At 71.4% G+C, this 19757-nt stretch carries 15 protein-coding genes; 3 read left to right on the top strand and 12 right to left on the bottom strand.

Annotation, left to right across the window (positions count from 1 at the left end):
* Positions 1-2679: an ATP-binding protein gene (locus tag ACIA8R_RS45840; protein ID WP_397044136.1), complete on the top strand. Its 2679-nt coding sequence runs from the start codon at positions 1-3 to the stop codon at positions 2677-2679.
* Here ACIA8R_RS45840 and ACIA8R_RS45835 read toward each other — a convergent pair.
* From ACIA8R_RS45835 to ACIA8R_RS45825, 3 genes are all read right to left on the bottom strand, one after another.
* Entirely contained in the window at positions 2676-5075 is a 2400-nt protein-coding gene (locus ACIA8R_RS45835; protein WP_397044134.1) for an ABC transporter permease, read from the bottom strand. The two genes, ACIA8R_RS45840 and ACIA8R_RS45835, sit on opposite strands and share 4 nt — an antisense overlap.
* Positions 5069-5800 carry an ABC transporter ATP-binding protein gene (locus ACIA8R_RS45830; protein ID WP_352364994.1) on the bottom strand — a complete coding sequence of 244 codons (732 nt, stop codon included), beginning with the start codon at positions 5798-5800 and terminating at the stop codon, positions 5069-5071. The genes ACIA8R_RS45835 and ACIA8R_RS45830 overlap by 7 nt, the downstream gene beginning before the upstream one ends.
* A 164-nt stretch (positions 5801-5964) precedes the next feature.
* Positions 5965-6387, bottom strand: coding sequence for a transposase (locus tag ACIA8R_RS45825; protein ID WP_397044132.1), 423 nt, complete (start codon positions 6385-6387; stop codon positions 5965-5967).
* Positions 6388-6791: 404 nt separating this feature from the next.
* On the opposite strand from ACIA8R_RS45825, the gene ACIA8R_RS45820 reads away from it, so the two are divergent.
* On the top strand, positions 6792-7103 hold the full coding sequence (locus ACIA8R_RS45820) for a hypothetical protein (RefSeq protein ID WP_397044130.1): 312 nt from the start codon (positions 6792-6794) through the stop codon (positions 7101-7103).
* A gap of 146 nt (positions 7104-7249) precedes the next feature.
* Here ACIA8R_RS45820 and ACIA8R_RS45815 read toward each other — a convergent pair whose 3' ends face one another.
* From ACIA8R_RS45815 to ACIA8R_RS45805, 3 genes are all read right to left on the bottom strand, one after another.
* Positions 7250-7834, bottom strand: a complete 585-nt coding sequence (locus ACIA8R_RS45815; protein ID WP_357703749.1) for a TetR family transcriptional regulator — start codon at positions 7832-7834, stop codon at positions 7250-7252.
* Positions 7835-7860: 26 nt separating this feature from the next.
* Positions 7861-9387 (bottom strand): MFS transporter, encoded by a 1527-nt coding sequence (locus ACIA8R_RS45810; RefSeq protein WP_397044128.1) that lies wholly within the window; start codon positions 9385-9387, stop codon positions 7861-7863.
* Between the two features lie 90 nt (positions 9388-9477).
* A complete protein-coding gene (locus ACIA8R_RS45805; protein WP_397044126.1) occupies positions 9478-10485 on the bottom strand; it encodes a hypothetical protein in 1008 nt (335 codons plus the stop codon).
* A 78-nt stretch (positions 10486-10563) separates the two neighbouring features.
* Here ACIA8R_RS45805 and ACIA8R_RS45800 point away from each other — a divergent pair, with 78 nt between their 5' ends.
* Complete coding sequence (locus ACIA8R_RS45800) at positions 10564-11154, top strand: TetR/AcrR family transcriptional regulator (RefSeq protein WP_397044124.1); 591 nt, start codon at positions 10564-10566, stop codon at positions 11152-11154.
* Between the two features lie 308 nt (positions 11155-11462).
* Here the strand turns inward: ACIA8R_RS45800 and ACIA8R_RS45795 are convergent, their stop codons facing one another.
* The 6 genes from ACIA8R_RS45795 to ACIA8R_RS45770 all read right to left on the bottom strand — a co-directional run bounded on the left by ACIA8R_RS45795 (position 11463) and on the right by ACIA8R_RS45770 (position 18777).
* Complete coding sequence (locus ACIA8R_RS45795; protein ID WP_357703759.1) at positions 11463-14021, bottom strand: C39 family peptidase; 2559 nt, start codon at positions 14019-14021, stop codon at positions 11463-11465.
* Positions 14022-14214: 193 nt separating this feature from the next.
* Positions 14215-15213 (bottom strand): helix-turn-helix domain-containing protein, encoded by a 999-nt coding sequence (locus ACIA8R_RS45790; protein WP_397044122.1) that lies wholly within the window; start codon positions 15211-15213, stop codon positions 14215-14217.
* Between the two features lie 520 nt (positions 15214-15733).
* Positions 15734-16384 (bottom strand): response regulator transcription factor, encoded by a 651-nt coding sequence (locus tag ACIA8R_RS45785; RefSeq protein WP_364100445.1) that lies wholly within the window; start codon positions 16382-16384, stop codon positions 15734-15736.
* On the bottom strand, positions 16381-17646 hold the full coding sequence (locus tag ACIA8R_RS45780; RefSeq protein WP_397044119.1) for a sensor histidine kinase: 1266 nt from the start codon (positions 17644-17646) through the stop codon (positions 16381-16383). Before ACIA8R_RS45780 ends, ACIA8R_RS45785 begins: the two co-directional genes overlap by 4 nt.
* 89 nt (positions 17647-17735) lie before the next feature.
* Positions 17736-18104 (bottom strand): hypothetical protein, encoded by a 369-nt coding sequence (locus ACIA8R_RS45775; protein ID WP_397044117.1) that lies wholly within the window; start codon positions 18102-18104, stop codon positions 17736-17738.
* Between the two features lie 238 nt (positions 18105-18342).
* Complete coding sequence (locus ACIA8R_RS45770; protein ID WP_397044116.1) at positions 18343-18777, bottom strand: hypothetical protein; 435 nt, start codon at positions 18775-18777, stop codon at positions 18343-18345.
* Between the last annotated feature and the right edge of the window lie 980 nt (positions 18778-19757).

Genomic DNA, 19757 nt, shown 5'->3' with positions numbered 1-19757 from the left:
ATGCTGCGGGGGCGGGATGACGATCAGCGTGCTGTCGACGAGGTACTTGAGGGCGCGCGGGCTGGGCGAAGCGGGGTTCTCGTCATCTATGGAGACCCGGGGATCGGTAAGACCGCGCTGCTCTCCTATGTGACGGGCCGGGCCGCCGACGCGCGGGTCCTGCGGTGCGCCGGGGTGGAGACCGAGGCCGAGTTGCCGTTCGCTGCCCTGCATCAGCTCCTGCGTCCCGCTCTGGCGCGGGTGGACTCCCTGCCCGAGCCGCAGGCGGCGGCCCTGCGCGGGGCGCTGGGTCTTGGCGCGGGCGGGGGTGAGGACCGCTTCGTGATCGGCCTGGCGACGCTCTCCCTGCTGTCGGAGCTCGCCGAGGAGGGCCCGCTGGTCTGCCTGGTGGACGACGCCCACTGGCTGGATCGGGCGTCCGCCGACGCGTTGCTGTTCGCGGCGAGGCGGCTGGACGCCGAGGGCATCGCGTTCATCTTCGCTTCGCGCGACGGCTTCCGCGCGCCCGGCCTGCCGGAACGGCGCCTGCGGCCGTTGGCCCCTGAGGCTGCCGCCGCGCTGCTGCGCGACTGCGACCCTGACCTGGCCGACGCGGTGAGGGCCAGGGTTCTCGCGGAGAGCGGCGGCAACCCGCTTGCGTTGATCGAGCTGCCCCGCACCGGGGACCGGCTCGCGCCCGCGCCTCTGCCGCGCCGCATCCAGGAAACCTACGGGGCCCGCATCGACGCGCTGCCGCGCCAGACGCGGCTGATGATCCTGGTCGCCGCGGTCGAGGGCACAGGGGACCTGGGTGTCGTCCTGCGCGGAGCCGAGTCGCTGGGCGTCGGCCCGGAGGCGTTCGGCGCCGCCGAAGGTCTGGTCGCGGTCGATGGCGGCACGGTGACCTTCGCGCACCCGCTGATGCGGGCCGCCGCCCTCCACGTGGGCCTCCTGGACGAGCGCCTCGCCGTGCATCGCGCGCTGGCCGAGGTGCTGCATGACCAGGAGGACCGGCGGGCCTGGCATCTGGCCGCGGCGGCGCTCGGCCCCGACGAGCACGCGGCGGCCGCGCTGGAACGTACCGCGGAACGGGCCAGGGAACGGCAGGGGCACGCGGCCGCCGCCGCCGCGCTCGAACGGGCCGCGGAGCTGACTGCCGACCGCGTTCAGCTCGCCAGGCGGCTCACCGAGGCCGCCGTGGCCGCGGCGGACGCCGGTTCGCCCGAGCGGGCCCAGGAGCTGGCCGAACGCGCCGCTCCCCTGATCGACGCCCCTCGTCCCGCCGCTCGGCTGGCCGGGCTGCGCGCCAGGATCGCCTTCGAGCGCGGAGCTGTCCACACCGCGCACGACCAGCTCCTGGCGGGGGCCGTGCGCATCGCCGAACTGGACCCGGGCGCGGCCGGGCTCATGCTGGTGGACGCGGCACGCAACGCCTCGCAGCTCGGCGACCCCGCGCTGCTCGTAGAGGCGTCGAACCGGTTGCACGAGCTCCGTCTGGGCCCGGAACACGGGCTGGACTCCGCCGTGGCGGCCGTCGCCGCCCGCGCGGAGTCGCTCATCGCGGGCCCGGCCAGGGCCCTGCCCGCCATGCGGCCGCTGGTGACCGACGCGCGCCGCATCGAACGCGGCTCGTACGGCCTGCGTCTCAACGCCGCGTTCGTCGCGGGGCTCGTCGGCGACTTCCCCGCGCAGCAGGAGATCTGCGCCGCCCTCGTCGAGGAGTGCCGCTCGCTGGGGACGACCGGGTGGTTGCCGATCGCGTACGCGACGCTGGCCTCCGCCGAGCTGCACCTGAACAGGTTTCGCAGCGCCATGTCCGATGCTGAGGAGGGGTTGCGGATCGCGCTGGACAGCGGCCAGCCCCACCGGACCGGCTATCTGGAGGGTGTCCTGGCCTGGCTGGCCGCCGTGCAGGGCGACGACGCGCGGTGTGCGGAGTTGGCCGTCCGGTGCCGGAATCAGTTCGCCCTGACCGGGATCGTGCACGGAATGGCCTGGGGTGAGTGGGCGCTGGCCATGCTCGACCTGAGCCGCGGCCGGCACGCGCTGGTGCTCGACCGGCTGGAGGAGGCTCAGGCCGGGCCGGTACGCCACCAGAACCAGGCCGTCTACTTCGCCGCCGACCAGGTGGAGGCCGCTGTGCGGGCCGGTGAGCCCGGACGGGCGGCGGAACCGCTGGCCCGGTTCGCCGAGTGGGCGGCCGCCGCCAGGATGGATTGGGCCGATGCCGTGCTGGCGCGCTGCAGGGCTCTGATGTCGGGGCAGGAGCAGCATTTCGTGACCGCCCTGCGGCTGCACGGGCCGCGCGAACGTCCTATGGAGCGGGCCAGGACGGAGCTGCTCTACGGCGAGTGGCTGCGCCGCGAGCGCCGCAACAGGGATGCCCGCACGCACCTGCGGGCCGCGGTGGAGATCTTCCAGCGGCTAGGCGCGCAGCCGTGGGCCGAGCGGGCGGCCGGGGAGCTGCGCGCGGCCGGCGACAGCGGCGCCGTGTCCGTTCCCGCCGACAGGCGCGGCGACCTGTCGCCCCAGGAGCTGCAGATCGTCCGGCTGGCCGTGACGGGGCTGACCAACAGGGAGATCGGTGCTCGCCTGTTCATCAGCCCCAAGACCGTCAGCTACCACCTCTATCGCGCCTTTCCCAAGCTGGGCGTCTCCTCCAGGGTGGAGCTGGCCCGACTCGACCTCGGTGAGAACTAGCGAGGGCGTCGCAGGGCGGGCACAATCGAGGCGAGTACGCCGAGGAACGCGCATCCTCCAGCCACAGCGGCGACCGAGGACCACGGCAGGCTGATCGAGACCGGCCCCGCGAGCTGCACCAGGGAAGCCCACAGTCCGGCGAGGCTGACCGCCGCCACACCCGCGGCCAGGACGACGCCGATGGCGACGACCAGCAGAGCCTCGCCCGCGGCGTAGCGGAGCACCTGGTCGTGGGTCGCGCCGAGCAGGCGCAGCGTGCCACGCTCGGCCTTGCGGCCGGAGGCCGCCATCAGCAGCGTGTTGACCAGCGCGATCGCAGCATAGGCCAGGATGATGCCGAGGACGACGAGCAGCCCGAGCCTGCTGGCCGAGCCACGCCGATCCCTGGTCTCCGCCACCCAGCTCGCCTTGGTGACGGCTCGCGCGTTGTGTCCGGAGACGGCGCGCTCCAATGCCGCCCGAACGGCGGCCGGTGATGCTCCCGGACGGAGCTTGAGGTAGGCGGCGGCCGTCGGCGCGGAGCGGGCCTGCGCTCGGGTGATGTAGGAATCGGCCGGTGCGTCGGCGCCGAGCAGTCCGACGACCTTGAGTGAGGCTTTGCTGCCGTCCGCGCGCCACACCTTCGCGGTCGCACCGAGCCTCATCTGCCAGGTCTCGGAGACGATGATGCCGTCATCGTCCAGATCGGCGAACGACCCCGCCGTCAGCGCCACATCCAGTACGGCGGGCAGCCGGGCCGGGTCGACGGCCTCGGCCGGGCGTTGGATGAGCACGGCGTCGCCTTCGAGGGTGTAGAGGCTGGTCGGCGCCGTGACCGCGACATCCACGCCGGGAAGTGCGCGCAGGCGTTCGACGAGCTTGCGGTCCAGTCCTGCGCCACCGGTGGGGAGAACCAGGTAGTCGGCGCGCACCGGAGCCGCCTGCGCCGCGGCCTTGGCGGTGTCGGTCATCGCGGCGCCGCCGAGCAGCGCGGCGGCCAGGCCGACGGCGATGAGCACGGGAGCGGCGACCGCGGCGGTCTGCCGGGCGGAGGCGACGGCGGCGGCGGGCACCAGGGTTCCGCCCGCGCCGCGCAGGTGGTCCATCGGGGCGGCCAGGAGCCGGGTGACCGGCCGCACCAGGGCGGGGGCGAGTATCCCCGCACCGGCGACCAGCAGCATCACGATCGGCATGAACGACTTGTTGTTCGTCGCTCCTGCCGGGTCGCCGATGGCGGTCACAGCCATGCTGACCAGCGCCGTCCCGACGACGGCCGCGCCCACCACCCAGCGGCCCCACGTCATCGCTCGCGGCTCGACGGCCACCTCGCGCATGGCCTCGGCCGGACGCACCCGCCCCGCCCGCCCGGCCGCGAGCGCCACCCCGGAAAGTGCGACCACCACGCCGGTCGTGAAGGCCACGACGGACGGCCAGGTGTCGGTGCTCGGCACCAGCCAGCTCGGTGCCATCCCCAGCCCGACCAGCCAGTCCAGGATCGGACCTGCCAGGAAGGGGCCGATGACGGCGCCGGTCGCCGCCGCGATCACAGCGACGATTCCGGCCTCGCCGTACAGCATCCTGCGTACCTGACCCGCGGTGGCGCCGACGGTGCGCAGCAGCGCGAACTCGCGCCGGCGCTGCACGACCGCGAAGGCGAACGTCGAGGACACCACGAAGATCGCGATGAATACGGCGAACCCTGCGGCGATGCCGACAATCGTGCCGGCGTTGTTCCTCGCCTGCTCGTCGCTGTCCCTGGTGGGGTCGAGGAGAGCTCGATCCTGCCCGGTCAGCACCCTGGCGGTGCTCCCGACCGCGGCGCGCACCTCCTGCGGCGGGAGCCACAGCGCCAGCGCGTCGATCCGCGACGAGAGCCTGGCCGCCTCCGCGTCGCTGAAGAACACGGTGCCCGGCGCGGTCGTCACCCCCACGACTGTGTACGGTTTCGCGCCCTGGGCCGTCACCACCCGCACCAGGTCGCCGACCCGGGCTCCCCCACTCACGACGATTTCCCGTGGCCCCGCCGGCGCGCCGCCTTCGACAAGCCGCTGGGGCGCGGTGCGTGAGGCGGACCAGGGACGCCCGACGGCGGCGGGGCCACCGGCGAGCTGCGCGGCGAAAACCCGGTCGGCGACCGCGTCGGGGAAGCGTCCGGCCAGGCTCGCCGGCAGTCCGCGCGGCTCGGCCAACGGGGCGCTGGTCTCGCCCAGGTGGCCCTCGACTCTCAGCCGGTCGTCGGGCACCACTACCACGGGGGCCGAGGCATAGCGCTGCGGCCCCCTTTCCGGCGAGCCGACCGTAGTGGCAAGGACCTGCCCCATCGCGGCCATCAGCGCCGCGCCGAGCGCCAAGGCCAGGAACGTGCCGGCGAAGGACACCATGCGGGTACGCAGGGTGCTGAAGGCAATGGTCAGCATGCTTCCTCCAGCAGGAGCATCCGGGCGGCCACGACCTCGGCAGTGGGGTCGGGGAGCTCTCCGCAGATCCTGCCGTCGGCCAGGAACAGCACTCGGTCGGCGTACGCGGCGGCCACGGGGTCGTGGGTCACCATCACGATCGTCTGCGCGTGCAGGTCGACCAGGCCGCGCAGCAGGCGCAGCACGTCCCTGCTGGTGTTGGTGTCCAGGGCGCCGGTCGGCTCGTCCGCGAACAGCACGGCCGGCCTGGTCACCAGCGCCCGCGCGACGGCCACCCGCTGTTGCTGCCCGCCGGACAGTTCGGCGGGGCGGTGTCCCGCGCGGTCGGCGAGCCCGACCGCGTCCAGGCTGTGCCTGACCAACTCAGGGTCGGGACGACGGCCGGTCAGCCGCAGCGGCAACGCCACGTTCTGGGCGGCGGTGAGCGACGGCAGCAGGTTGAACGACTGGAAGACGAACCCGATCCGGTCGCGGCGCAGCAGGGTCAGCTTCCGCTCGCTCATCTTCGTCAGGTCCCTGCCGTCCACCATGACCTGGCCCGAGGTGGGTCTGTCCAGCCCGGCCGCGCACTGCAGCAAGGTCGACTTCCCTGAGCCGGACGGGCCCATCACGGCGGTGAAAGTGGCCTGGCGGAAGCCGACGCTCACGTCGTTGAGTGCGACGACACCGTGTGCGTAGTGTCTGCTCACCGACGTCAGCTCGACGGAGGTCTCAAGGCGTTCCATCAGTTTCACAGCGGTCCTGTCCGTTCCCATCAGCAGCGATATCTGTCACGAACGATAGAGAGGCCGGTCATCCCTCCGGTATCGGACAAGTGACTAGGAACTGCTCCGCCACGGACTAGACGGTCACCCGATTCCGGCGGCGCGCCGGCGTTCGTAGCGTTCCCTCATGACTTCCCCCTACCGCTTCGCCAGCCTCGCTGATCAGCGGGCTTGCGGACGATCTCCAACGTTGTAAGCAGGGTGTCACGGACCCAGTCCACCAACCGGCCGGCAAACCCCTGGTCGGCGAAGACGTGCCGGATCGGGGTCGTCAGACACGCCGACAGCAAGGCGGTCTTGGCACCGTCACGGTCCTGTCGGCTCGCCGCCATCACCGCGACGGTGACCAGCAGGCCGGTGGTGTCGGTGATGATGAACCGCTTGCGGCCGTTGACCTTCCTACCGGCGTCATAGCCGCGGCTGTCACGCCCGACGGTGTCGGCGCCCTTGACGCTCTGGGAGTCGATGATGCCGGCGGACGGCTCGTCGTCGCGGCCGTCCTGGCGGCGGGCCTTGATGCGCAGCTCGCGCAGCAGGGCCTCGGTCACGCCGGCCTGCCTTCTCTGGACGGCCGCCGCTGTTGGGCTCGGGAAGCAGAGGCGTGATGAGGTCCCATTGGGCGTCGGTCGGGTCTGAGGGGTAGCGCTGCGCCCAAACACGCTCCAACTCTGTCGGGGGCTCCCCTATGCTCTGGCCACCGGCCGGGTTCGTCCCACCTGCGCAACCGTGCGGCTCCTGGCGTTTACGGCATGAGAGCGATGATTGCTGAACGCCTTGGCGAACCCGATGTCCTGACCCCCGCCGACCTTCCCGACCCGACGCCGGGCCCCGGCCAGATCCCCCTTGACGTCGAGGCCGCCGGTCCCAACTTCGCCGACGCCGAAACCTGCCGCTCCAACTGCCGTTTATTCCCGGCGGCGAGGTCGTCGGCCGCGCCCCGGACGGTCGCCGCATGCTCGCCTTCGCCAGTGGCGCCTTCGCCACCAAGGCGCTGGTGCGGGACCCGGCCGAGATCCCCGAGGACCCCTCCGCGAGTGCCGCACTCGCCCTCCCGGTCCAGGGCCTGACCGCCTGGCACCTGCTGCGTACGGCCGCGCGGGTCAGCCCCGGCGAAACCGTCGTCGTCGACGCCGCCGCCGGAGGCGTCGGCACCTGGCGATCCAGCCGGCCAAGGAGTTCGACGCTGGACGGGTCATCGGCACCGCCTCCACCCCCGACAAGCGTGGCCTGGTCCTCCGGCTCGGCGCCGACGCCGCCCCCATAGACCCCAGGATCCTGGGCGAGCGCAACATCGCCGTCGGCGGCTACTGGCTGGGCGCCCACCTGGACGCGGCGGCGGCCAGACTGGCCGACAGCGGCATCCACCCGTGTGACGAGGTCGCGATGAGGCATCCCTCCTCGGCCACCGGCTCAGTTGCGGACGGCTCGTTGCAGGACGGCTTGGATGTGATCCGGGTCGGCGGGAACGTTGTCGAGGAGGATCGCGGTGCACAGCCCGTCGGAGGCCGCGACGAGGGCGGCGATGGCCGCGGGGTCGTCGGTCAGCGTGGTGGCGAGTTCGGCGATGTTCTGCCGCCAGCGTCGTGCCACGGGTCGCAGTGCGGGGCGGCGGGCGGCCAGGGTCGCCAGCTCGCGTTCGGCCAGGGCGCGTTCACGTCCGGAGCCGGCGGACTCGGCGATGAGGTGGGCCAGGCCGCTGAGCTTGTCGCCGGGTTTGTCGATGATGTCGCGGATGCGGGCGGTGTAGGCGTCGGCGACCGTCGTGAGGGCGGCGACGAGCAGGTCGTCGAGGGTCGCGAAGTAGTAGGTGCTCAGGGACGTCGTGGTGCCGGCCTGCTTGGCGACCGTGCGGTGGGTGACGCCGGCCGCGCCGTCGCGGGTGACCACGGCAAGGGTGGCCTCGATGATCTCCGCGCGCCGTTTCTCGCCGCGCGCGCGGCGTCCGTCGACGTGCTCGCTGTCGTCGGCGGTGTCGTCCTTGCTGCTCCTCGGCACGACGCCCAGGATAGTCGGACCGTCGTTCAACCGTCGGTGTCACGGTTCTGCGTCTCCCCGAGCGCGGGCACGTGACGCAGCATCCAGAAGCACAGCGCCGTGGCGGCGGCGATGGCGACCCCCGCGACCAGGGAAGCGACATTGAGCCCGCTGGCGAAGGCCCGCTGCGCCGCCTCGACGGTCCCGGGCGGAAGGCTGCCGCTGATCGCCGTGGTCGCGTTCAGGCTGTCGGTGAGGGCGCCGGAGCTCTCCGGCGTCAGACCTTCGGGCACTGTCACCTGGGTGCGGTAGACGGCGGTGGTGAGGCTGCCGAGCAGGGCGACGCCGATGGCGATGCCGAGCTCCTGGACCGTCTCGGAGATCGACGCCGCCGACCCGGACCGTGCTGCCGGCACCGCGCCCACCACCATGTCGGTGCCCAGAGCGGCGAGGGCGCCCAGCCCGAGATAGACGAACGTGAAGCCGGCCGCCACGGACACCTCGTCGTCGAGTCCCGCGGTGGCGAGCAGCGCGTAGCCGGCGAGGGACGCCCCGAGGGCGGCGCCCATGACCGAGCCGGGGCGGAAGCGCCGGGCGACCAGAGGAGCGCCGATGGCGGCGGCGACCATCGCCAGCGCCGGCGGCCCCATCCAGAGCCCCGCCTCGAAGGGTGTGAGCCCCTCGACGAGCTGGAGGTACTGCGTGACCAGGTACATCGAGCCCCCGACTCCGACCAGGCCGATGAGCAGCACGCCCAGGGCCACGACGAAGGCCCGGTTCCCGAACAGTGCCACGTCCAGCAGCGGATCGGGGAGGCGGCGTTGGCGGCGTACGAACACGATCGCGGCCAGAACGCCCGCCATGGCACAGACGAGGGCCGGGCCGCCGGAACCGTCGGAGGCGATGTGCTTGACGGCGTAGATGACCGGAAGGATCGCCGCCAGCGACAGGCACACGCTGACCGGGTCGAGCCTTCCGCTGGACGGGGCCGCGTACTCGGGGAGCAGGGCGCGTGCCCCGGCCAGGACGATGAGGGCGACGGGCACCGCCGCCAGGAACGGCGCTCCCCACCAGAAGGAGTCCACCAGGGCTCCGCCCACGATCGGCCCGGCGGCCATGCCGAGCGCGAACATCGTGGCCCACACCCCGATCGCGACCGCGCGCTGACGCGCGTCGGGGAACAGGTTCGAGATCAGCGACAGCGTGGAGGGCATGAGCGTCGCCCCGGCCACCCCCAGCAGGGCTCGCGCGAGGATCAGCAGCTCGGCCGTGGGGGCGAAGGCGGCGAACACCGAGACCGCGGCGAAGGCGATCATCCCGGCCTTCAGCAACCGGCGCCGCCCGATCCGGTCGCCCAGCGTGCCCATGGTGATGAGGAACCCGGCGACGAGGAACCCGTAGGCGTCCATGATCCACAGCAGTTGGGTGGCCGACGGTGACAGGTCGGCCGCCATGCTCGGTGCCACCAGGTACAGGACGGTCACGTCCAGCCCCAGCAGCACCGTCGGCATGGCCAGCAGTCCGAGGCCGGCCCACTGGCGCGTCCCTGCCCGCGTGAACTGTTGCCGCGTCATCACGTCCCCTTCACTCTCATCATGTTGAACGCTAGTACAACTTGTACGAACGTTCAACATGATGGGTGTGGCGGGCTCGCGGAACCTGAGTCAGTGATCGCCGTGCGCGCCGGTGATGGTGGCGCCGATCTCCGTCATCCGCTCGGCCGCGTAGCCGGGGTCGATCAGCGCCTCGGGGGTGTGGAGGCCGGGCGGCACGGGGGCGCCGCGCAGGCCGAGCAGCCGCTCGACGCCCAGGGCGATGCCGAGCGCCGTCAAGGGGCGCTGGCCCTCCGGGTGGAGGAGGTAGCGGGTCGTCCTGTGCGGTGCGCCCGCGCGGTCCACGCCTTCGAGGTCGATCCTGACCTCCGTGGACGCGGGCCCGCCGCGCCGCCTGCCCGACGACTCGCCGACCGCGAACGCGAAGCGCACGTTGGGCGCGCCCGTCGCGAGGGCCAGGCTCGGCACGTCGAGGATGGGGACGATCTGGCCGGGCAGCACGGTGCCGTCGACGCCGGTGACCTCCACCTCCGCGTCGGGGCCGGTGACCCAGTGGAAGACGCCGTCGCGGCGGAGGTGTCCCGCCGAGGTGGCGGCCAGCAGGCGTGCCATGTCGGCCGTGGCCGCGGGGCCGCCGCTGTCCTGTTCGTCCAGCACGCCGCCGATCTCGATGGTGTCGAGCCGGTCGAACTCCCCGGCGAGGCCGAGCACCGCGAGGACGACGAGGCCCGCGTACCAGTGGCTGGCCAGCAGGATCGGTGACGCGCCGGCGCGCAGGCCGGCGGCGACGATCTCGGGTCCGATGTCGACCAGGCCGCTGGAGATGCTGACGTACGGCAGGCCGCGGTCCTGTGCGTAACGCAGCCCGTTCAGGTGGCTGTCCCACACGGTCGCCACGACCGCCGAGTAGCCGTCGCTCCCCTTCAGGCCGAGGTCGCCTCTGCGCAGGTCGATGGTCGCGGCCGTCGCGCCGCCGAGTTCGTCGGCGACCCGCCGGGCGCGGCCGAGGTCGCGGCCCGCGATGGTCAGCGGCAGCTCCGGGTGCCAGCGGCGCAGGAGGGCCGCGGTCCCCGCGCCCGCCTGGCCGGATCCGCCCATGATCAGTACGGAGTGCTCCATGGTGATGTCCTCTCCTTAACCTACATTCTGTAAGTTACATTTTGTAGCTTAAGATGGGAGGCGACGCAAGGGAGGACGATGACCACCGGATCGACACGCCTGTCCAAGCCGGCCAGACGGGAGCAGCTGCTCGACACCGCCATGGCGCTCGTGCGCGCCCACGGCACCGACGGCCTCACGCTGCTCAGCCTGGCCGAGGCCGCCGGGGTCAGCAGGCCGGTCGTCTACGACCACTTCGGCACCCGTCCCGGCCTGCTGATCGCGCTCTACCGGCGGCTCGACGAGCGGCACCGGGCCGCCGCGGAGCAGGCCCTGCGCGACGCCCCGGCGCTCCCCCGCGAGATCGCGCGCGTCCTGAGCGCCGCCTACTTCGCCTGCGCCACCGACATGCCCGAGTGGACCGCCATCTCGGCCGCGCTCAAGGGGAACCAGGAGATGGAGGCGATCGAGCGCGACCTGCTCGACGGCTACACGGAGCTGATGGCCACCGCCCTGCGGCCGTACTCCGGGCTCACGCGGGAAGCCCTCCGACTGCGCTGCGTCGGCGTGCTGGGCGCGGCCGAAGCGATCGCCGCGGAGCTGAACCGGGGACGTGCCACCGCCACCACGGCCATCGCGGCGCTGACCGACCTGACCGTCGGCAGCATTGACGCCGCAGCTCAGACCTGACGCTGTCGCGGGGCCAGCACTTGGCCGTGAGCGTGGGACCGGTCAGCACGGTGGTGCCGCTGGTGACCACGCGGAAGGTGTTCTTCTTCATGCTCTTGCACGTCGCCCGGACGTGGAAGGCCCCCGTCTGGTCGCTGCGCAGCGTCCGGCCCGCCAGCCGCTGCCAGTGCGGGATACCGAGGATCTTCGTCTTCTTCTGCAGCGCCATCCACCACGAGCCGTTCCTGCTGCCCTCAGGTGCCGCTCTCCGTGCCGGAGCGCGCCGGGAGATGGCGATCCCGGCGCGCTCCAGGGGCTGCGGCGTCAGGTCACGGGTTGGCCTTCGGGGTGATCAGGTGCAGCAGGCCCGGCGTCATGGCGTTGCGCATGGCGTAGACCATCTGGTCGATCGTCATGTAGTGGTGCTTGGCCTCCTGCGGGTCCCACACCCGGAATCGGTACGTCTGGCCGCCGCCGCTCGTCGGCTGGGTGGAGAAGCCGTGGATGACCACGTAGTGCCGCAGCAGGCCGTTGTTGACATCGACCCAGGGCAGGTAGTCGGACTTGGCGAGCAGGATGGACGGCTGGCCCTTGGTCGTCAGCGACCACCACACCGCGCTGAAGGTGTTGGCGATGGCCACCGCGTTGTCCTCGTCGGTGTTGCGCAGGTAGTTCTGGTTGTAGGTGTAGCCGACGATCGTGTTGCCGTAGTGGGCCATGTTGGTGGGCAGGGTGCCGAGCTGGCTGGTACCGACCTCGTCGGCGATCTCCCGCTGGGAGGGCACGGGATCGGCGCCGGTGGTGGACAGCACCGCTTGCATCGCCGTCGGCCCGCAGAAGGTGTTGTTCTCCTGGGCCGTGCCGCGGAAGCGCAGGTCGCCGACGTTGCGGTTCTGGGTGTCGCCGTTGAAGGCGTAGGCGACGCTCAGCTCCACCGTTCCGATGAACTGAGGACGCCAGGCCGTGGCGCAGGACCGTACCGAGTCCAGCAGGGCCGATTCGCAGCGCACCTCCACGCTGGAGCCCGATCCCGGCAGGTCGGACAATCGCAGGTTCAGGTGCGCGCGGGTGACGGTCGGCCTGGCCGGGAAGACGTAGGCGACGCCGCGCACCTCCTCCCAGCCGCGCTCCTTGCGGAACTCCAGGCAGGTCATGTTCCAGCCGCCGCCGGGCACGGTGTCGAGCCTGGTGGTGCAGTTCTCCTTGTCCGGCTCGTCGTAGCCGGGGTCGCCGGACCGCTCCCAGACCGTGGAGGAGTCGGCCAGCGGCGAGACCACCGCGTAGATCGGCGAGCCGTGCCCGCCGGGGTGGGCGCCGTACGGGGAGAAGGAGGTGACCTTCGTGACCGCGTTGCCGTAGTTGCCCTCGATGGTGGTGATCAGTCCGTTGCCGTCCACCTCCACCACCACACCGACATGGGTGCTGTTGCCCGCGCTCGTGCCGTACAGCACCAGGTCGCCCGGTCGGATGTCGCTGAGCGAGCGCAACGTGCCGCGGCTCTTGCCCCACCAGTAGAAGTCGCCGCTGTAGGGCAGGAACACGTCGATGCCGGCGTGCCGCCACGTCCAGCTCGCGAACATGCTGCACCAGGCCCAGCCGCACTTGACCGAGCCGCCCGAGCCGTAGGGGTTGCAGTTGTCGCCCCACTCGGCGACGCCGAGCTGGCTGTAGGCGGCCCGCACGATCTGGTCGCGCACGTTGCCGCGGTCGACGGTGCCGCTGCCCGGAGGCATCGGCGTGCCGGGGTTTCCGGTGCCGCCACCGCCCCCCGCGGGCTTGGGGTCGTTGTCGCAGCGCGGCAGGATGATGTCGGACGAGCCGGTCTTGACGTAGTAGTCGGCCACCCACAGCCCGTCGAGGGTTTTGTCCCAGACGGCCGAGCCGCCGTAGTTGAACTCACCGTAGGCCTGGCAGACGATCGCGATGTAGCTGTTGCCGGCGTACCTGTCCTCCTCGCGGGCCGAGCTCAGGCTCTTGCCGTGGTAGCCGTTGAGCGTGGTGCGCACCAGGTAGCGGTTCCCGCCGCCGCCCGAGGGGCCGTCGTTGTCGCAGCGGTTCATGACGATGTCGGTGGAGCCGGTGCGCACGTAGTAGTCGGCCACCCAGAGCCCGTCGACGGTCTTGTCCCAGACGGTTGAGCCGCCGTAGTTCGTCTCGCCGTAGGCCTGGCAGACGATGGTGATGTAGCTCTCCTCGGAGTACTTGTCCTCCTCGCGGGCCGAGCCCAGGCTCTTGCCGTGGTAGCCGTTGAGCGTCGTGCGGATCGGGAACTGGCGGCCGCCGCCCGGCTGCGTGCCGCCGCCGCCCGGGATGCCGAGCGAGGAGCAGGAGGGCATGCCCGGGATCCAGCCGGTGGTGCCGGTGCTGATGTGGACGTCGGGCACCCACAGCCCCTGGGAGGTGTAGTCCCACAGCGTGCTGCCGTTGACGGCGCCGCCGTAGTCCTGGCACTTGATGAGGATCTGGCTGTCACGCATGTAGGCGTCGATCCGTACCCGGTCGTCGGGGTTGGCGCTGCCCCTGCCGTCCAGGTCGACCTTGACCCGGTACGGTCCGTGCAGCGAGCCCTTGTTCGCGTAGCCGTCGATCCCGATCGACAGGCAGCGGGGGACGTCGGGCAGGAAGCCGTCGATCCCGGTGCGCACGTAGGTGTCGGGCACCCACACCTTCTTGGTGGTGTAGTCCCAGACGGCGCTCCCGCCGACCGCCGGACCGGTGTCCTGGCAGACGATGATGACGTCGGCGTCGGCGAGGTAGGCGTCGGTGCTGACGCGGTCGTCCGGGTCCATGCTGCCCCGGCCGTCGATGTCGACCTTCGCCTTGTACGGCCCCGCGTCCGCCACCGCCGTGGTGACGCTGACCAGCGACAACGGCCAGATGACCGACAAGGCGAGCACAATCGTCACTAACTTGCGAAGAACGTGTCCCATACGCGCGGAACTCCCTGGGTGGCGAGGAACGATGCACGATCACGGGGCATGCTGATCATCGTCGCCGTGGCGGCCGACCTCGCTCATCGCCCACACCCCGACAGCTTGCTACGGCGGCGCGCCGCGGTCGTTAGCGTGGGACGCAGACTTTCTACGCACCAGGCGCACTCCGCGCTTCCCGCAGCGCCGTCACGCTGTGGCGGTAGTGCCTGGGCGACATCCCGTACGCCGCGCGGAAGGACCGGCTGAAGTCGGCGGCCCGCGGGAAGCCCCAGCGGGCCGCGACGGCCTGGATCGACAACGTGTGCAGGCGCGGATCGGCCAGGTCGGCGCGGCAATGTTCGAGGCGCCGCCGCCTGATCCAGTCGGTCAGTGTGGTGCCCTGACGCTGGAAGAGCACCTGCAGGTGACGCACGGAGATGTGGTGACGGGCCGCGACGACCCCAGGCCCCAGTTGGGCGTCACCCAGATGGTGCTCGACGAACGCGCAGATCTGCGCCATGAGGCTCCGGTCCCGGGTCTCGGGCGCCAGCCGGTACTGGGCGTTCAGCCGGTGGGCCAGGAAGGCGTGGGCCAGGTCCAGGGTGGTCGCGCCCAGCCGGGTCGCGTCCTGAGGAGACATGGCGGGAACCTCGCGCACCAGGGTCCTGAGGTAGGTGGCGAGCACCGCGCTCAGCCCCCCGGTGGCGGGCATCCTGCGCGACAGCAGGCCGTCGACCTGCCGTTCGGGCAGCGGCAGCCCGGCGCGCGGCAGGTGCATCATGATGGCCTGCGCCTGGTGCGGCCCGTCGAAGGCACCGCCGTCGTAGGGACGCGAGGTCTGCCACATCACCAGGTCACCGGCGGTCATCCGGGTGTCGTCCCGGTTCTGGCAGATCCACATCTCGCCGCCCACGATCAGCGTCAGCTCGTACGCCTCGGGGTCGGAGCGGCGGATCAGCGCCGGGGTCCGCACCGACGTGAGCGCCGGGAAGGAGGTGGTGGTGAGCTGGACGACGCCCAGGTCGATGACTCCGGCGGTGGCACGGAAGTCGGCCATGTGGTCGCTCGTGATGCGGGTGGGTCCCACATCCCGGCTGATCATGTCGCACCACCAGCCGAAGCGTTCCTCGGCCGGCAGGTCCGTGCTCTTCAGGACGACGAAGCTCATCTGCGCAACCTCCACTACTGGACGACCGCCGGCTCCCATGATCGACCAGCGGCGAAGAGCCGGCAGCCTCTGATCGGAGGGCGATGCCGGGCGGGGACTTGAGCAGCGGCGCGACGCCGGCGGACCCACGCCTGAAACCGTGCTCGTCTACCCGATCAGCCGACAGGCCAGACATGGCATCGGCATGAGCCCGCCGGGACATGGCTCTTGGGAACCCTTGATCGGAACCACTCGCGCAGCCGTGCTCCACGCTGTCGGCTCCGGCGCCACCACCACCTCACCTCGCTGGGTGCCGACCTTCACCAGCAAGCCGCACTCCCCAAGATGCCGACCGGGCCCTGGCACGTTTGGGCGAAGTCGCTCGCGCCGCAGCCTCCCAGGGCGCTGGACAGAAGGAACTGCGAGCTTCGGAGCGACGTTGACGGCCCTGGCAGTCTCCCCCGGACCTTCGCCCCGGAGCCGTCCGCCCCGGGACGGAACTCGCCGATCGGGCTCGCCGGAGCGGGCCGGACGGCGAGGGCTACGGGCGCTCGGGCGTACCCAGCAGGCCGCGGTTGTACGCCTCCGCCACCGCCGACGCGCGGTCGTTGACGTCGAGTTTCGCGTAGATGTTCAGCAGGTGCGTCTTGACCGTGGCCTCGGTGATGAACAGCCGGGCGGCCGCCTTGCGGTTGCTGTGGCTGGCCGCGACCAGCCGTAACACCTCCAGCTCGCGCTGGCTCAACGGCCCGGTCGAAGGCGCCGGGGTGCGGAGCCGGCTCATCAGGCGGGCGGCCACCGACGGCGAGAGCGCGGCCTCGCCGCGCGCGGCCGAGCGTACGGCACGGACGAGTTCCTCGCGCGGCGCGTCCTTGAGCAGGTAGCCGGTGGCGCCCGCCTCGATCGCGGGCAGCACGTGGCTGTCGGTGTCGTACGTCGTCAGCACCAGCACCCGGGCCGGCACACCGCGCCTGGCCAGCTCGCCGATCGCGGTGACGCCGTCCATACCCGGCATCCGCAGGTCCATCAGGATCACGTCCGGCGCGAGGGCCTCGGCCAGCCGAACCGCCTCGGCCCCGTCCGACGCCTCCCCCACCACGGTGAACTCCGGATCGCGGGCGAACATGCTGCTCAGCCCGTCACGCACGACCGGGTGGTCGTCGACGACGAGCAGCTTGATCGCGTCACTCATGTGCCTGCCTCCGGCGTGTGCGCGGGCAGGCAGGCCGAGATCCCGGTCCCGCCGCCCAGCTCCGATTCGATTCGCAAAGCGCCCGACAGCGCCTCGATCCGCTGCCGCATCGCCACCAGCCCGAAGCCCCCGTCGTGACCGGCGCGCGCGTCCAGGTCGAAGCCGGGGCCGTCGTCGCGGACGTCGAGCACCGCCTGCCGGTCGGTGTAGGAGAGGGTGAGGCCGACGCGGGTGGCGGTGGGCGCGTGCTTGGCGACGTTGGCCAGCGCCTCCTGGGCGACCCGTAACAGGGCGACCTCGGCCTGCGGGGGCATCGTCCGGGTCTCGCCGGTGACGGCCACCTGGACCGGAAGGCCGTGGCGCGCCGACCACTTGGCCGCCACCTCGGTGACGGCGTCGGCCAGCCGGCCGGGCTCCAGGGGTTCGGGACGCAGCTCGTTCACCGAGCGCCGCGCCTCGGTGAGGCTCTCCCTGGCCAGCGCGGTCGCCGCCGCGTGGTGCCGCCGCCACGCGGCCGGGTCGTCGGCCGCCTGCTCGGCCGCCTGCAACTGCGTGACGATGCCGGTCAGGCCCTGGGCCAGGATGTCGTGGATCTCCCGCGCCATCCGGGCCCGCTCGTCCAGGACGCCGGTCTCATGAGCCTGCTCGACCAGCCGTTCCTGGAGTGCCGCGTTCTCGGCCAGGGCCGCGGCCAGCCGGGCGTTGGCCTCCCTGCTCTCGCGCAGCGCCGTCTCCCGTGCCGCGTAGTAGCGTGCGCCGACCTCGCTGAGCCAGGCCATCAGGCACATCGGCACGACGTTGACGGTCAGGACCCCCAGGTACTCCAGCAGGCCCGTCCAGGTGCCGAAGTCCAGGCCGGCCGACTGCGCCGTGCCCGCCACCACCGCGACGCCCGCGATGAAGTACAGCTCACGCGGCCAGCCGATGATCCGGAAGGCGTAGAAGTACAGCGCGGGCGTGTAGACGCCGAACCACGGATCGCGTACGACCATGACCAGCCCGAACAGGATCAGGCCCGCGATGAACACGCTCATCACGCCGACTCGCCCGCGCCACTGCGGGTGCAGCGTGAAGAGCACGAGCTTCCACACCGCGGCTGCCGCGCAGAGCGCGAGGTCGAGGGCGAGCGAGCCCGGCTGGTCGTGCTTGACGACGATCGTCAGGGCGGCCATGACGGCCAGCAGCACGTACGGGACCACGGTGATCATGGGAAGGAGCCGTCGCTCCCAGCCCGCCGGCGCGGCCATCCGCCAATTGTCCATCGCTCACCTGCTCCCAGAACAATCTAGCCGCCGCCGTCGAGACTCCCGCGCCGCTGGAAGCACCGTCCGGCGCACTCGGGTCGGCGCGCTCAGCCCCGGTCCGCCGGCCGCCGGTTGAGCTGGACGACCACGGGCAGCAGGAGCAGGCCGCAGACACCCTGCTCCAGCTTGAACCACAGCGGGAACAGACCGGGCAACGCGATGATCACCACGATCGCGACCAGCATGATCGAGGTGACGATCCGCAGCCGCAGCAGCATCTTCCGCTCACCCCTGGCCGCCCGTACCGCGAACAACCAGGTGACCAGCGAAGCGACGGCGACGAGCGTGCCGCGGACCCACACCGAGTCGGGGACCATCGCCGCGTCGTTCCGGAACACGACCATCGTCACCAGCGTCAGCACGCTGACCACGACGTACCCTCTGACCAGCCACACCATGTTGCGCATCTCGACCATCTCCGTCCTTGCTGCTCACCGACGGGATTCAGCGTCGCAACAGAGGCGCCCTGCGCGGATCGCCCGATCCGCCGATTGGGCGGTGGATTCGCGCGACCGTTCAAGTGGTGGAGCCGATCAACCGATCGGTGGAGCACGCCCTGGCTGAACGCCCCGGTCCGGGACGACCGTCCCGGACGCGAGGACGGTGAGCGCTCAGAGGAGACCGCACGCGCGGCAACCCACACCAGCGGTGCCTTCAGATGCGTGTGCCCAGCGTGCGGAGACGGCGAGCAGACCGGCGGCCAGGGCGCGGCCGTGCGCGGCGGCGTGCTCGCCGTCGCCCAGCCGGATCCGCCGGTCTTCGTGGTGCAGCACCCACGGCGCCGTCCGGCTGCCGGGCGACTGCGATGCCTGCGCCGGCCAACCTCACCCCGCGAGCCCCCTCACCGAGGTCGCCGCTGAGGTCGGCCAGTTCGGGCAGCACCAGCCCGGCAGCGGTCTGGGCGGCGGCCAGCCGCTCACGTAGCTCCCGCACCTGTTCCTTGAGCTTGCTTTCGGCCCGGGCGGCGCGGGCCTGCAGCCGCGCGGCGAGCACGAACCCCGCCAGCACATCGGTCTCGAACTCAGCCAGCTCCTGCGGCCCGGCCGAGCCGCGTGCCTCGCGAAGATCCCGCACGACCGACAGGCTCAACCCACGTCTCCTCGTCTTCGACGCCGATGTCAGACGATCGAGGAGGACGATGGACCTTCACAATCTGCGAAGTCTCATCAACTCTGAGAATTCTCGGAGCTTCAGGAAGAAGCCCCAGGTCCAGAGGCAAGACCGGCCACAGAGACGTCAAGGAACCCAAGGCTTACCTCCTGGTAGCCGGCACGTCGATCGCGTGCCCGTCCTGGGTGGCCTTGTACCAGACCTCCCGATCTGGGCGTCAACTCTGCCCGTGCTCAGCCGCGGGGAATCGACCTACAGTTTTGGCCTTGCACCCACAACGAGCCCTCTGCCCAGCCGGTGTGACAGGCGTAGTAGATCTGACCTGCCGCGCCGATGACGAAGTTGCTCAGGGGACCCCAGTGGCCCGTGTTGCAGCTGGTTCCCCGGACGGTGGATTCAGAGGCATCGACGGATTCGCATGTTATGACGGTGGCGGCGTGGGCTGCAGGGAGCGGTGCGGCGGCTATCGCAGCAGCAGCGACGAGAGGGGCCAGCAGGGGCAGAGCGAGTCGCATGATCGGATCCCTTCCGGAGGTGTGGGCGTGGCGGACGCCACTCCATCAATCATTAACTCTATGTAGTTATATGGCCACTATCTGTAGCGGAAGGTTTGACATACTCGCCCGCGCTCTCGGCAAAATCAGAACAGCCCGGCGAACCCCATCGCCTCCTCATCAAACGCCACCACAGGAACGGGCACCCCATTTCCCAGCCCGCGTCTCTCCCGATCAGACGTCCTGGTCCTGGCCCAGCCGCCCCACGATTCGAGCCTCACGCCGCACCCATCATCCCGGCGCCGGAACTCCTCCCCGCCCGCGCCACGAGCCGCTCTCCTGCTCGGTCTCGAAGAAGTCCGGACCGATGCTGATCTCCCGGGACCGGCCCGTCCCCCTACCTCCTGGGAGATCGTCGTGGTGTCGGCGGTACGCACCGGACGCCTTGTTGTCCCAGGTGGCCGG

Origin of the sequence: Nonomuraea sp. NPDC051191 (assembly GCF_044455665.1) — a bacterium.
Lineage (GTDB): Bacteria > Actinomycetota > Actinomycetes > Streptosporangiales > Streptosporangiaceae > Nonomuraea.
The sequence above is the reverse complement of the archived record's forward strand: the minus strand, read 5'-3'. Positions and strand labels throughout refer to the sequence as shown.

What these genes read in the sequence shown, in the direction of transcription:
- ACIA8R_RS45840 (WP_397044136.1), top strand. Translation starts at nt 1, where the DNA reads ATGCTGCGGGGGCGGGATGACGATCAGCGTGCTGTCGACGAGGTACTT.
- ACIA8R_RS45835 (WP_397044134.1), bottom strand. Translation starts at nt 5,075, where the DNA reads ATGCTGACCATTGCCTTCAGCACCCTGCGTACCCGCATGGTGTCCTTC.
- ACIA8R_RS45830 (WP_352364994.1), bottom strand. Translation starts at nt 5,800, where the DNA reads ATGGAACGCCTTGAGACCTCCGTCGAGCTGACGTCGGTGAGCAGACAC.
- ACIA8R_RS45820 (WP_397044130.1), top strand. Translation starts at nt 6,792, where the DNA reads ATGCTCGCCTTCGCCAGTGGCGCCTTCGCCACCAAGGCGCTGGTGCGG.
- ACIA8R_RS45810 (WP_397044128.1), bottom strand. Translation starts at nt 9,387, where the DNA reads ATGACGCGGCAACAGTTCACGCGGGCAGGGACGCGCCAGTGGGCCGGC.
- ACIA8R_RS45805 (WP_397044126.1), bottom strand. Translation starts at nt 10,485, where the DNA reads ATGGAGCACTCCGTACTGATCATGGGCGGATCCGGCCAGGCGGGCGCG.
- ACIA8R_RS45800 (WP_397044124.1), top strand. Translation starts at nt 10,564, where the DNA reads ATGACCACCGGATCGACACGCCTGTCCAAGCCGGCCAGACGGGAGCAG.
- ACIA8R_RS45790 (WP_397044122.1), bottom strand. Translation starts at nt 15,213, where the DNA reads ATGAGCTTCGTCGTCCTGAAGAGCACGGACCTGCCGGCCGAGGAACGC.
- ACIA8R_RS45785 (WP_364100445.1), bottom strand. Translation starts at nt 16,384, where the DNA reads ATGAGTGACGCGATCAAGCTGCTCGTCGTCGACGACCACCCGGTCGTG.
- ACIA8R_RS45780 (WP_397044119.1), bottom strand. Translation starts at nt 17,646, where the DNA reads ATGGACAATTGGCGGATGGCCGCGCCGGCGGGCTGGGAGCGACGGCTC.
- ACIA8R_RS45775 (WP_397044117.1), bottom strand. Translation starts at nt 18,104, where the DNA reads ATGGTCGAGATGCGCAACATGGTGTGGCTGGTCAGAGGGTACGTCGTG.